The organism is Actinomadura sp. RB99 (genome assembly GCF_014706005.1).
In the GTDB taxonomy this organism is placed as follows: domain Bacteria; phylum Actinomycetota; class Actinomycetes; order Streptosporangiales; family Streptosporangiaceae; genus Spirillospora.
On sequence record NZ_JABMCA010000029.1, the window covers coordinates 82,829 to 96,106 of the forward strand.

Below are 13,278 nucleotides of genomic sequence, written 5' to 3' on the forward strand. Positions count from 1 at the left end.
ACCGTCCGGCATCGATGCGTTGATAGGCTACCCGCCTGGCACAAGCGACATCGGGGAAGGCTGCGGACATTGGACGCGGTGGCCAACCATTGCCGCGTGGGCTCCGACGACCGCCTGCGCATCCGGTGGCACGACCCTCTGCCGGAGGGGCGGCGGGTCGTGCTGCGGCACCGGGCGTCGGGCGAGACGCGCCCGGTGCCCGTCGCGGCGGACCGGCGGTCGCTGGAGCTGCACGTCGGCGATCTGGCGACCGGCACCTGGGAGCCCCTCATCGAGACGGACGCCACGGCGGACGGGCCGGGCGGCGGCACGGGCGACGGCTCCGCCCGCCCGATCCTGACCGACGACCCGGGCTTCTCGCTGGACGGGCTGCGCGCCTACGCGGACCGTCCGCGCGACCGGGCCGTCCGGGCGGTGCGGACGCGGAACGGGCACGCCCGGCTCCGCGTCCGGACGGTCACCCCGCACGCCGAGGTGGCGGCGGTGCATCCGCGCGACGGCGAGATCCGGATCGACGGGTGGCTCGCGTACACGGGCCCGCGCACCGGCGAGACGGCGCGGCTCGTGGCCGCGCCGCGCGACGGCGGCGCCGCGGTGACCGGGGAGGCCGCCCTCGACGGCACCGGCTTCCGCGGCCGCCTGGCGGTCGACGCGCTGGCCGCGGCGGAGCCCGCCCTGTGGGACCTGTGGCTCGACGTCGGCGACGTGCACGCCCGCCTCGGCACCTGGCTCGACGACGCGCCCGGCAAGCGCGGCAAGCTGTCCTACCCCCGGCAGGTCGCCGCTCCGGGCGGGCGGGAGATGGCCGTCCGGCCGTACTACACCGAGCGGGACCAGCTGGCGGTCTCCTGCCGCCCGGTGGGGGATGACGGCGCGTGAAGATCACGTTCCTGCTGCTGGAGGCCTTCTCCATCGACGGCACCGTCCGCTGCACCTTCACGCTCGCCGACGAGCTGTCGCGGCGGCACGAGGTCGAGGTCGTGAGCGTGCTGCGGGACCGGGACCGGCCCGTCCTGCCGCTGTCGGACCGGGTCCGGCTGCGGTCCCTGGTCGACGTGCGGCCCGGCGCGACCGTCCCGTGGCCGAACACCGCGCGCGCCGAGCGGCTGATGCCGGAGCCGTCCGCGATGGTCCACCCGGAGGAGCGCAGCTTCAACAAGTACAGCGCCTGGACCGACGACCGGCTCACCCGCTTCCTGCGGCACCTGCACACGGACGTGCTGGTCACGACGCGCGCCGGGCTCAACCTGGCGGCGGCGCGGCTGGCACCCCGCCGGGTGGTGGTCGTCGGGCAGGAGCACCTCCAGCTCGGCATCAACGAGCCGGGGATCCTCGCGGAGATCAAGGAGTGGTACCCGCGGCTCGACGCGCTCACCTGCCTGACGGCCGCCGACCGGGCCGCCTACGAGGAGCTGCTGCCGCCGGGGTCGTGCCCGGTCCGCGCGATCCCCAACGGCCTGCCGCCCCGGGTGCATCCGCGGTCCCGGCAGGAGAACCGGATCGTCGTCGCGGCCGGCCGGGTCGTGTGGATCAAGGGCTACGACCTGCTGATCGACGCGTTCGCGAAGGTCGTGGAGAAGCACCCGGAGTGGAGCCTGCGGATCTACGGGGACGGGCCGCGGCGCGAGGAGCTGCGCCGCAGGGCGACCCGCCTCGGCCTGTACAACAACGTCCTGATGATGGACCCCACCGACGACATGGAGGGCGAGCTCGCCAAGGCGTCGGTGCTCGCGGTGTCCTCGCGCGCCGAGTCGTTCGGGATGACGATCATCGAGGGGTTCGCGTGCGGGCTGCCGGTGGTCGGCTTCGACTGCCCGTGCGGGCCCCGCGAGATCATCACCGACGGCCGGGACGGGCTGCTCGTCCCGCCCGAGGACCCGGACGCGTTCGCCGGGGCGCTGCTGCGCGTGATCGAGGACGAGGAGCTCCGCCTGACGATGGCCGCGAACGCCGTCGCGGCGGCGAGCCGGTTCGACATCGCGGTCGTGGCCGCCGCCTGGGAGCGGATGCTGGCGGACCTGCGCGCCCGCCCCCGCCGGACGAAGCGACGCTAGCGGAGGCGGCGCCAGCAGGGCGGCGCCGGCGAGGCGTGGCTAGGCGCTGAGCGACTCCTCGGCGGCGGGCTCGTCGTCGTCCTGCCCGGGGCCGGGCTCGCCCACCGGGTCCTCGCGGACGCGGCGCGGCGACGGCAGCAGCGCGAGCCCCAGCGCCACGCACGCGAACGGCACGGCGGGCAGCACGTAGCGGTAGTCGAAGTCGGCGGTCGCCGCCGGGATGACCAGCAGCGCGAGGCTCGTCCCCCACGGCATCAGCGCGCCGGTCCCCCAGTGCCGGACGGGCCCGAGCAGCCGCCGCCGGGTGCCGCGCCACCCGACGTGCGGCAGCGCGAACACCAGGCCGCCGAGCAGGACGAGCCCGAGGACGGTGCCGGGCATCGACATGCGGTCCTGGTAGGCCAGCATCTTCCCGGCCCACGGCTGGACGACCTTCGTCTCCCCGCCGGACGGGTCGTACTTCTCCGCGACGAGGGCCTGCTCGTCGTCCCACGACTCGCCCTTGGGGAACACGTACTCCAGCCACGTCCACGGCGTCGGGTACGGCTCGCGCTTCCAGTCGAAGGACCGCCAGGTGTCGCGGACCACGACGCGCGCGTAGTCGCCGGGCTGCTTCTCGATGGCCTGCTTCGTGAAGTCGCTCGCCATCCGGTTGGCCTGGTCGCCGGTGATCCAGCCGGGGATCCGGTGGAACGGGGAGTCGGCGGTCCACAGCACCACGAACGCCGGCGCGATCTGCGGGTCCTCGTCCGGCGGCGGGCACATGATCCGCAGCTCCGGGCTCGGCTTGATCTTGGCGCAGTCGGCGAACGCGGCGGTGCGGCCGTACAGCCAGATGGAACTCGCCTTGGACACGGTGAACTGGCCGTAGGTCTCCTTGAACCAGTACATGTAGCCGCCGAGGGGCAGCACGAACGCGATCAGCGCGGCGACGAGCGGCCGCCAGCCCGCGCGGCGCAGCAGCATGCCGAGCAGGATCACGGCGATCAGCGGCAGGCCCGCCGAGCGGGTCACCGCGGCGAAGGCGGCGAACATCCCGGCGAGCGCGCCGAGCCACCAGGTCGCCCGGCGCCGCCACAGCGCCGCCGTCACCGCCGCGAGCAGCAGGAACGTGAAGAGCGAGTCGGACATGAGCATGTGCTCGAGGGCGATCTGGTAGCTGTCCAGCAGCACCGGCACCGTCAGCGCCGCGCCGAGCAGCCCGGGCACGAGGTACCGCCAGCCGAGCCGCCCCGCGCTGCCGTCCGGCCCGTTGGGCCAGGCCGCCCGGCCCGCCCGCCACACCAGCAGGTACACCAGGACCCCGCCGAGCAGCCCGATGGCGTGCTGCACCGACACCATCACGGTGAAGGAGTGGAACGGCTTCAGCGCCCACAGCAGGATCGGGTAGCCGCTCGGGCGCGTCTCACCGGGCCGGAGCTTGAGGGCGGCTTCGAGGTAGCTGGGCGAGTCGCCCGTCCAGTGCGGCGCGGGGTAGCCGCGGACCGCGATGATCCGGATCCAGGTGGCCGCCACGAGCACGCAGGCGAAGGGCAATTGGGCAAGAACTGCCATAGGTCTGACGCGCACCGCCAAAGCCTACCCAGCCACGCCCATCAAAACGATCTGGACAGGCGGTGCCGGCGCCCTGCTCGTCCCATGCGTCCCACTAACGGAGTCACGACTCGGTGACAATGCCGGAGACCGCATCCGGACAGCCGATACCATCGAGCGGTCCCGGGACGAAAGGAAACCCCTCCATGGCGAACTTCACGCTCGACGACGTTCGGCAACGGACGTACAAGGCGCGTGACGCGTGGTGGACGGTCCTGCTGGTCGACCCGCTCGCCGCCCGCCTGGTGAAGTTCACCGCGAACCGGACCAGGATCACGCCCAACCAGCTCACCGTGGGCGCGCTGATCCTCGGTCTCGGCGCGGGCGCCTGCTTCGCGGTGGCGTCGTGGCCGTGGCTGCTGGCCGGCGCGGTGCTGTACCACCTGTCGTTCACGCTCGACTGCATGGACGGCAAGATCGCGCGGCTGAAGGGCACCGGGTCGGTGTTCGGCGCGTGGCTGGACTACATCTTCGACCGGGTCCGGGTGCTGGCCTGCGCGATCGCGCTGATGGCCGGGCAGTACGCGGCGACGGGGAACGTCGCCTACGTGTGGACGGCGCTCGGCGTCGTCTTCCTGGACATGCTCCGCTACATGGACGCGCTGGAGATCTACAAGGTGCGCTCGCAGATGCGCACCACGCTGCTGGAGGCGCGCCGGGAGGCGGAGACGCTGGAGGCGGCGGTCCGGCGGGCCGACGGCGGCCAGGGCGGGCTGCCCGACGCGGGCGAGGTCGGCGCGGACCTGCGCTCCGCCGAGGGCGCGCTCGGCACCGACCCCGAGATGGAGGAGCAGGTCGTCGGCGACACCGAGCGCGCCAACGCCGACCTCCAGGCGGGCTTCTACAAGCGGTTCCCCTGGTACATCCGGATCCGCAACGTGCTGCTGCGGGGCCGGATCCGCCCGCACCTGATCAGCGGCATCGAGTTCCAGATGGGCGTGTTCATCGTCGCCCCGGTGATCGCCGCGGCCGTGCCGGGCGCGATCATCCCGGTCGTGTGCGTGAGCGCCGCCGGCATGCTGGCCTTCGAGCTGTTCATCATCTACAAGTTCTGGCTGTCCAGCCGGGACTACAGCCGCAGCCTCGCCAAGCTGAACGGCACGATCGAGGGCTACCGGGCGCAGCTGCCCGCCGAGGAGCCGGCGCACTCCGGCGCCGCGGTGGTCGGCAGCTCCGGCTGACCACGCCGCCGGCCTCCACGACTCGCGACGGCCCGGCGGGAGGCGCGCCCCATGCGCGCTTCCCGCCGGGCCGTCCGGTGTTGGAGGTCACGGTCCTCGCCCGCGCCCGCCTACCGCCCCTGGCCGGCGGCGGTCCCGGTCACGGGGCGGCGGCGAGGAGGTCGGTCCACTGGCGGCAGACCTCGTCCAGCCCGTAGGCGGCGCGGACCTGGTCGCGCGCCAGCGCCGCGTCCGCCTCCCACCGGTCCAGCGCGACCGTGCCGGAGATCGAGGCGGCCATCGCGGACGGGTCCGCGTGGATCCACCGGGTGTCGTAGATCGTCTCCGCGCCGGGCCAGCCGAGCAGCGCCGGGACGGCCCCGGACGCCATGCCCTCGGCGGGCGCGAGGTGGAAGCTCTCGTCGTCGCTGGTGGACAGCACGAACCCGATCCGGCGCAGCCAGGACGCCACGTCGCGGCCGTAGGAGTCGAACACGACGCCGCCGGACAGGACCGGGGACCGGCGGATGCGGCGGAACACCTTCTCGTAGTGGGCGCGCTCCTCGTCCTTCTGCCAGATCCACCAGTACTCCCACGGCAGCTTGGACTTGACGAAGAGGGTGAAGCGCGGGTCGTCGCGGCGCAGCTCCTCCAGCGCGTCCAGGGCGAGGTCGAGGCGCTTGCGGGACGGCGCGATGCCGATCATGCCGAGGTGGTGCTCGGCGCCGGCGAGCTTCGGCCGGTCGAGCTGCCGGTCGTCCACCCAGTTCGGCACCGTGGTGATCTTGGACATCGGCCAGCCGAGGATCTCGTGGGTCAGCCGCGCGTAGTGCGGGCTGACGCAGATGACCTGGTCGACGGCGTCGATGTCGAGGTGCCGGGGCCAGCGCGCGTACAGCTCGAAGCGGTGCAGCCGGACGACGAGCCGCTGCCCGGGCCGCTTGCGCTGGGCGAACCAGATCGCGTTCGGCCCGCACCACTCGCAGACGATCACGTCGGCCCAGTCGACGAGCTCCTGGCTGCGCTCCTCGTCGTGGACGCGCAGCGCCGCCCACGGGTCGACGCGGACCTCCATGTCGGGCCGCGACCTGAGGTAGTCGAGCAGGCGGGTGAAGAACTTCAGGTCGTGGCCCGCGACGCCGACGCGCAGGCGCCGCCGCCCCTCCGCGGGCTCCGGCGGGGCCGGGACGTCCGAGGCGGCGGAGCTCCGCGCGTGCTCCTCGGCGGCGGCGAGGACGGCGGCGGACGGCTCCGGGAACGTCTGCGCGAGGCAGTCGCGCAGGCGCCCGGCCGCGGCGTCCAGCGTGAACCCGGCGGCGGCGGTCCGGCAGCGCTCGGCGGCGAGGGTGTAGACGTCGGGGTTCTTGCCGATGATCGTCAGCGCGTCGAGGACGTCGTCCTCGGTGGCGGAGAACAGCGGGTAGTCGACCCCGAACAGCCGCTCGTGCATCGGCGTGCGGTTCAGCACGACGGGGACGCCGAGCGTCCCGCACTCCAGCACCTTCGTGGACAGCTCCAGGCTCGCGTCCATCTCCGGGTGCCGCCAGGACAGCCCGACGTCGGACGCGGCCGTCAGCCGCATCGCCTCCGCGCGCGGGTGGCCGCCGTGCCAGACCACGCCCTCCCCGGACTCCAGCGCGGTCCGCATGCGGGTCGCGAACCCGGGGTCCTTCGGGTCGTCGTGGATCTTGTCGCCGACCATGTGCAGCTCGGCGTCCACGCCCCGCATCGCGAGCAGGCGCGGCAGCGACGTCATCTCGTAGGTGTTCCAGCGCGGCGCGAACTTGCCGGTGTAGACGAGCTTGAGCGCGCGCCCGTCCGGGGTGCCGTCGGGGCGCGGTTCCAGGCCGTCGGGCAGCACCACGACGGGCGGGAACAGCACGCTCTTGCCGGCCGTCGCGGGGACGGCGCTCTCCAGGAAGCCACGCAGCTCCTCGGTCTGGCAGAGCAGCACGCGCGACGCGTCCGCGATGCGGCGCAGCTCGCCCTTGGCGGAGCCGGTGAACTCGGCGGCGGACTGCGGGACGTCGGTCAGGTACGTCCACAGGCGCCCGGCGAGCGGGCCGCCGGACAGCTTGCCCGCGAGGCGGCGGCCCCGCACGACGACGAGGTCGAACGGTTCCGGCTCGTCGACCCGGGCGAGGATCGCGGCGGCCTGCTTGGCCGGCATGCCCGCCTCCCCCGCGACCAGGCCCTCGGCGTGCGGGCTGCGGACGGTCACGCCGGGCAGGGCGCGCAGCGGGTCGACCAGCCGGCCGGTCCGGACCGGGGCCTTGAGCACCAGGGTCACCGCGCAGCCGGCACGGGCCAGCGCCTGGACCATGCCCTGGGCCCAGATCGCCGATCCGTCGATCAGGTTCAGGTCGACGTCGCCGTAGACGAGGGCGCGAGGTGGCACAGCAGTTCCTTTCAACGAGGCAGCGTCATTTCCGGGGGCGGACCCCCGGACCCCCCGGGCCGCGCCCGATGAGAGGGTTCGAGCAGGTCGTGCAGCCGGTCCGGCGTGGTGGCGGCGGCGTCCCAGTCCAGGAGCGCGAGCGTGGCGGGCGGCGCCTCCCCCCACAGGACGAGCGGCAGCGAGCGGGCCGCGGCGATCTGGCGGACGTCGTGGAGCGCGCGGTCCCGGTCGTACATGCCGGGGACGCCCAGGTAGGCCCAGGGGCCGCCGGGCTCGCCGGCCGCCGCGTCGACGACGACCAGATCCACGTCCGCGGTGTCGAGGACGATCGTGGCGTCGTGCGGGTAGAGCGGGATCACCTTGGCGTGCTCGCGGAGCGCCGCGGCCGTCGCCGGCGCGAAGATCCCCGCGATGACGATCCCCTCGTACGGCGCGGCGGCGAGCAGCCGGTCCTCGGGCCGGTCGATCCGGTCGAGCTGGAGCCGCTCGCTCCCGGACGGCGGCGGCCCCTGCTCGGGGCCGTTCCGCTTGCGCCAGAGCCGGTACAGCTCCTTCGGCAGCCGCGTGCCGCGGCGGCGCGGGTTGCGCGCCGCGCCGGCGACGAGCCGGCCGAACTGCAGGGCGACCGAGGTCTCCAGGGCGCCGAGGCGCCGCTCCAGCTCCTGGACGCGCGCCTCGCGCTCCCGCAGGGCGGCGCGCAGCCGCGCCGCCTGCCGGTTCGCCTTCGCGCCGTCGGCTCCGCTCATCCGAGGGCTCCGTTCTCGCCGAGGAACGCCATGACCACTTCCGCGATGCGCGGGCCGGCGTGGCCGTCCCACAGCGGCGGCTTGCGGTCGCCGGCCTGCGCGCCGGACTCCAGGACCTTGCGGACGCCCGGCACCAGCTCCTCGAAGGTGACGAGCCGGTTGGTCCCGTGGGTGATGGTGATGGGCCGCTCGGTGTTCGGCCGGACGGTGAGGCACGGCACGCCGAGGATCGTCGTCTCCTCCTGCAGGCCGCCGGAGTCGGTGACGACCGCCGCCGCGCCGCGCACGGCCGCGATGAAGTCGATGTAGCCGAGCGGTTCGAGGACGTGCACGCGGTCGTGGTCGCCGAGCCCGGCGGCCAGCAGGTTCGCGCGGCCGCGCGGGTGCACCGGGATGACGAGGTCGGCCAGGTCGGCGACGCCGTGCAGGTGCCGGACGAGCGCGGCGGCCGTCCCCGGCGCGTCGACGTTCGCGGGCCGGTGCATGGTCGCGAGGACGTACCGGTCCGGCAGCCCGTGCGCGTCCCGGACGCGTCCGGTGTCGAAGGAGTCGAGGTTGGCCAGCAGCGTGTCGATCATCGGGTTGCCGACCAGGTGCGCCCGCTCCACCGGGACGCCCTCGTTCGCCAGGTGCCCGATCCCCTCGGGGCTCGTCACCAGGCAGATGTCGGAGAGCTGGTCGGTGAGCCGGCGGTTCACCTCCTCCGGCATGGTCATGTCGAAGCTGCGCAGCCCGGCCTCCACATGGGCGACCGGGATGTGCAGCTTGGCCGCGACCAGCGCGGCGGCGATCGTCGAGTTCACGTCGCCGTACACGATGACGAGCACCGGTGAACGGCTCGTGAACTCCCGTTCAAGGCCGACCATGAGGGCGGCGGTCTGCTCGGCGTGCCCGCCGGAGCCGACGCCGAGGTTCACGTCGGGCTCGGGCAGTCCCAGCTCGTCAAAGAAGATCTCCGACATCCGGGCGTCGTAGTGCTGCCCGGTGTGGATCACCGCCTGGTCGGCGCCGGCGGCCCGCAGGGCGCCGATGACGGGCGCCGCCTTGACGAAGTTGGGGCGCGCCCCGAGGACGTGCACGATGGGTGACACCACAATTTCCCTTCTGTTCATCAGGGTTGCCTACGCTCCGTCGCCGTGCGGAACCTTGCCCTGAAAAAGCCGGTTTACCTGCTGGGACTCACCTGGCGTCAGATCCGCGACGATCCCGGGCGGGCGCCCCGGCTGGCGGTGCGGCTGCTGGCCCGGGCGGCGCCCGGGCCGCTCGGCGGGCGCCGGCTGCGCCGGTCCCGGCTGGCGGTGCCGCGGCCGCGCGGCGCCCGCCGGGAGAACGCGGAGCTGCGCGCGCTGCTGGCGCGCACCCCGCCGGTCTCCGGCGGCGCCGCCCGTCCCCGGAACGGTTCCGGGACGGGCGTGCTGCAGTTCGTGACGAACGCGCTGCCGGCCACGAACGCCGGCTACACCGTCCGGACGCACCGGATCGCGCTCGCGCAGCGGGAGGCCGGGTTCGACACCCACGTCGCGACGCGGCTCGGGTACCCGCTCAGCCAGGGGCTCGGCGACGCGCGGGCCCGCGTGGACGTCGACGGCGTCCCGTACCACCGGCTGCTGCCGTGGCTGCCGCCCGCCGGTCCGGTGCGGGCCGTCGAGAAGGGCGCCGACCTGGCCGGGCGGCTCGTCGAGGAGCTGCGCCCGGACGTCCTGCACGCGGTCAGCAACCACCTGAACGCGGCGGTCGCGCTGGAGCTGGGGCGCCGGTACGGGCTGCCCGTCGTGTACGAGGTGCGCGGGTTCCTGGAGGACTCGTGGCTGTCGCGCGACCCGGCGCACAGCGCGTCCGACGAGTTCTACCGGCTGACCCGAGAGCTGGAGACGCGCCGGATGGCCGAGGCCGACGCGGTCGTGACGCTCGGCGAGGCGATGCGGGCGGAGATCGCCTCCCGCGGCGTCCCCGAGGAGAAGATCTTCGTGGTGCCGAACGGGGTGGACGAGGCGTTCCTCGAACCGCTGCCGGACGCCTCCGGCCTGCGCGCGGAGCTCGGCATCGCGGCGGACGCCACCGTCGTGGGCCTGACGTCGTCGTTCTACGGCTACGAGGGCATCGACACGCTGATCGACGCGGCGGCGCTGCTGCGCGACCGCGGCGCGCCGGTCACGCTGCTGCTGGTCGGGGACGGACCCGAGCGCGGCGCCCTGGAGCGGCGGGCGGCCGGGCACGGCGTTCACGCCGTGTTCACCGGGCGGGTGCCGATGGGTTCCGTTCGCCGCTACCACGCGCTCCTCGATGTCTTCGCGGTCCCGCGCCGGGCGGACCGGGTCTGCCAATTGGTGACGCCCCTCAAGCCGCTGGAGGCGATGGCCGGGGGAATCCCCGTCATAGCCAGTGATGTCAGGGCACTTCGCGAAATCGTGGAACCCGGCGTGACCGGCGCGTTAACAGTTCCGGAAAACGCGGAAGCATGGGCGAATTGTCTGGAAGAGCTGGCTTACAGTCCCGAAAGAAGGCGAAAAACAGGACAGCGGGCCCGGGAATGGGTTCGGGCGGAACGCACCTGGCGGGCCGTCGCGACGGGATACCGGGCCGCCTACGGCCTGCGGCCCCCGATGGGGCCGTAGCGACCGACATCGCCTCGATCGAACGAATCGCCATACCTGACATCCGGGAGCGCGCCGGGCGCGCGCACCGATCTCGAAGGGAGCCGGGCATGGATCTGGTGGTCATCGGACTCGGCTATGTGGGACTTCCGCTCGTGCGGGAGGCGTGCCGGGCCGGGCTGCAGGTCGGCGGTCTGGACCGTGACGCGCGGGTGGTGGCCGGGCTGAAGGCCGGGCTGTCGCACATCGACGACGTGACGCCGGCCGAGGTGGCCGACATGCTGGCGGCCGGGTTCGCGCCGAGCCTGGACGAGGACGTCCTCGACGGCGCCCGGACCGTGGTGATCTGCGTGCCCACGCCGCTGTCGCCGGACGGCGGTCCCGACCTGACCGCGGTGCGCGGCGCCGCCGAGACCGTCGCGCGGCATCTCCAGCCCGGCGCCCTGGTGGTGCTGGAGTCCACCACCTACCCGGGCACCACCGAGGAGGTCGTGCGCCCCATCCTGGAGACCTCCGGGCTGGTCGCGGGCGAGGAGTTCCACCTGGCGTTCTCCCCGGAGCGGATCGACCCGGGCAACGCCGTCTACGGGGTCCGCAACACCCCGAAGATCGTCGGCGGGCTCACCGCGGCCTGCGCGACGGCCGCCGCCGCGTTCTACGGCAAGTTCGTCGAGCGCGTCGTGCAGGCGAAGGGGACCCGCGAGGCCGAGATGGCCAAGCTGCTGGAGAACACCTACCGGCACGTCAACATCGCGCTGGTCAACGAGATGGCGGTGTTCTGCAACGAGCTCGGCATCGACCTGTGGGACGCCATCGACTGCGCCGCCACCAAGCCGTTCGGGTTCCAGGCGTTCCGGCCCGGCCCCGGCGTCGGCGGGCACTGCATCCCCATCGACCCGAACTACCTGTCCTACAAGGTCCGCTCCCTGGGCTACCCGTTCCGGTTCGTCGAGCTGGCCCAGGAGATCAACGACCGGATGCCCCGCTACGTCGCCGAACGCGCCCAGCAGCTCCTCAACCGCGAGGGCCGCGCGCTGAAGGGCGCCAAGGTGCTGCTGCTGGGCGTCACCTACAAGGCCGACATCGCCGACCAGCGCGAGTCGCCCGCCCGGCCCGTGGCCCGGCGGCTGGCCCGGCTGGGCGCGGACCTGTCCTTCCACGACCCGTTCGTCACGGAGTGGCAGGTGGACGGCGCTGCGGTGCCGCCCGCCGAGGGCGACCTGCCCACCGCGCTGGCGGACGCGGACCTGGTGATCGTGCTGGCCGACCACGCGGCCTACGACGCCGAGACCCTGACCCGGCACGCCCGGCTGCTGTTCGACACCCGCGGACGCACCAGGGACGTGCAACTCGAAACCGTCGAACTGCTCTAGCGGGACGGCGCTCTGGCGGACCGGCACGAGTCGCCCGCGGCCGTCCACATCGCGGACAAGGGGAATTCATCAGTGATTTCCATGGGCGACGAAGACTCGAGCAGCAGGCGATTTTACCGGCACCTTGCGGAGTGAGTGAAATGCGGATCTGTGTTTGCACGGTGGTGCACCATCCGGAGGATGCGCGCATTCTGCACCGGCAGATACGCGCGCTCCTCGACGCCGGCCATGAGGTCACCTACATCGCGCCCTTCCGGGCGTGCAACGTGACCCCCTGGCGCGAGGTCAGCCCCGTGGACGTCCCGCGGGCCACCGGGAGGCGCCGCCTCCGGGCCCTGCGGGCCGCCCGCCGGGCCATCGCCGAGCACGCCGGCTACGCCGACGTGATCCTCCTGCACGACCCCGAGCTGCTGGTCGCGCTGCCCCGCGAGGCGCACCGCCGGACCGTCGTGTGGGACGTCCACGAGGACACGGCGGCGGCGCTCACCGCGAAGGGCTGGGTGCCCGGGCCGGTCCGCCCGCTGCTGCGGCCGGCCGTCAAGCGGCTGGAGCGGCGCGGCGAGCGGCGGCTGAAGCTGCTGCTCGCCGAGGAGGGGTACCGGGCCCGGTTCCGCGGCGACCACCCGGTCGTGCCCAACACCACCTACGTCTCCGACCTGCCGCCCGGCCCGCCGGACGACCGCCGCGCCGTCTACGTCGGCAACCTGTCGGTGGCGCGCGGCGCGCTCGACATGATCGAGATGGCGCGGCTGCTGGCCCCCGAGGGCATCACCGTCGAGCTGATCGGCTCCGCCGACCCCGACGTGCGGCCCGCGCTGCGCGAGGCGCAGCGCACCGGGGTCCTGCGCTGGTACGGGTTCGTCCCGAACGACCGGGCGCTGCGGATCGCCGAGGGCGCGATGGCGGGGCTCGCGCTGCTGCACGACGAGCCCAACTACCGGCACTCGATGCCCACGAAGGTCGTGGAGTACATGGCCCGCGGCGTCCCGGTGATCACCACGCCGAACCCGCCCGCGGTGGACATCGTCGACCCGGCCGGCTGCGGGCTGGTCGTCCCGTTCGGCGACCCGGCCGCCGCCGCCGAGGCGGTCCGGAGGCTGCGCGACGATCCGAAGCTGCGGGTCGGCATGGGCCAGCGCGGCTACGCGGCCGCGCGCGCCCGCTTCCACTGGCCGGTCCACGCCGAGCGCTTCGTGGCGCAGCTGGAGGCGTGGGCGGGCCGCAGCACCTCCGTCGTCACCGACCCGGTCATCGCCCCGCACCCCATGGCGGGACCGCTGCCGGAGCCGATGTCCGAGCAGCTGTCCGAGCCTCTTCCCGAAGCCGTCCCGGACTACTGACAGGTCCGCCGGGGCCCGCG

At 73.8% G+C, this 13,278-nt stretch carries 10 protein-coding genes; 6 read left to right on the forward strand and 4 right to left on the reverse strand.

Annotated features, from left to right (window positions below):
• Positions 1-96: 96 nt before the first annotated feature.
• Positions 97-879: a hypothetical protein gene (locus amrb99_RS24940; protein WP_190860200.1), complete on the forward strand. Its 783-nt coding sequence runs from the start codon at positions 97-99 to the stop codon at positions 877-879.
• Positions 876-2,054 carry a glycosyltransferase family 4 protein gene (locus amrb99_RS24945; protein ID WP_190860202.1) on the forward strand — a complete coding sequence of 393 codons (1,179 nt, stop codon included), beginning with the start codon at positions 876-878 and terminating at the stop codon, positions 2,052-2,054. The genes amrb99_RS24940 and amrb99_RS24945 overlap by 4 nt, the downstream gene beginning before the upstream one ends.
• Before the next feature lie 39 nt (positions 2,055-2,093).
• Here the strand turns inward: amrb99_RS24945 and amrb99_RS24950 are convergent, their stop codons facing one another.
• On the reverse strand, positions 2,094-3,608 hold the full coding sequence (locus tag amrb99_RS24950; RefSeq protein ID WP_190860204.1) for a hypothetical protein: 1,515 nt from the start codon (positions 3,606-3,608) through the stop codon (positions 2,094-2,096).
• 185 nt (positions 3,609-3,793) lie between these two features.
• Between amrb99_RS24950 and amrb99_RS24955 the strand changes: the two genes are divergently transcribed.
• Positions 3,794-4,828: a CDP-alcohol phosphatidyltransferase family protein gene (locus tag amrb99_RS24955; RefSeq protein ID WP_190860206.1), complete on the forward strand. Its 1,035-nt coding sequence runs from the start codon at positions 3,794-3,796 to the stop codon at positions 4,826-4,828.
• 139 nt (positions 4,829-4,967) lie between these two features.
• On the opposite strand, the gene amrb99_RS24960 is transcribed toward amrb99_RS24955, so the two are convergent.
• The 3 genes from amrb99_RS24960 to wecB all read right to left on the reverse strand — a co-directional run bounded on the left by amrb99_RS24960 (position 4,968) and on the right by wecB (position 9,033).
• A complete protein-coding gene (locus amrb99_RS24960) occupies positions 4,968-7,130 on the reverse strand; it encodes a glycosyltransferase (RefSeq protein WP_241755905.1) in 2,163 nt (720 codons plus the stop codon).
• A gap of 86 nt (positions 7,131-7,216) precedes the next feature.
• Entirely contained in the window at positions 7,217-7,951 is a 735-nt protein-coding gene (locus tag amrb99_RS24965; RefSeq protein ID WP_190860211.1) for a hypothetical protein, read from the reverse strand.
• On the reverse strand, positions 7,948-9,033 hold the full coding sequence (gene wecB, locus amrb99_RS24970) for a UDP-N-acetylglucosamine 2-epimerase (non-hydrolyzing) (protein ID WP_347256841.1): 1,086 nt from the start codon (positions 9,031-9,033) through the stop codon (positions 7,948-7,950). The genes amrb99_RS24965 and wecB overlap by 4 nt, the downstream gene beginning before the upstream one ends.
• A 54-nt stretch (positions 9,034-9,087) precedes the next feature.
• Between wecB and amrb99_RS24975 the strand changes: the two genes are divergently transcribed.
• The 3 genes from amrb99_RS24975 to amrb99_RS24985 all read left to right on the forward strand — a co-directional run bounded on the left by amrb99_RS24975 (position 9,088) and on the right by amrb99_RS24985 (position 13,258).
• Positions 9,088-10,566: a glycosyltransferase family 4 protein gene (locus tag amrb99_RS24975; protein ID WP_347256838.1), complete on the forward strand. Its 1,479-nt coding sequence runs from the start codon at positions 9,088-9,090 to the stop codon at positions 10,564-10,566.
• Between the two features lie 89 nt (positions 10,567-10,655).
• A complete protein-coding gene (locus amrb99_RS24980; protein WP_190860220.1) occupies positions 10,656-11,918 on the forward strand; it encodes a nucleotide sugar dehydrogenase in 1,263 nt (420 codons plus the stop codon).
• Positions 11,919-12,058: 140 nt separating this feature from the next.
• Positions 12,059-13,258: a glycosyltransferase family 4 protein gene (locus amrb99_RS24985; protein ID WP_190860222.1), complete on the forward strand. Its 1,200-nt coding sequence runs from the start codon at positions 12,059-12,061 to the stop codon at positions 13,256-13,258.
• Positions 13,259-13,278 lie beyond the last annotated feature (20 nt).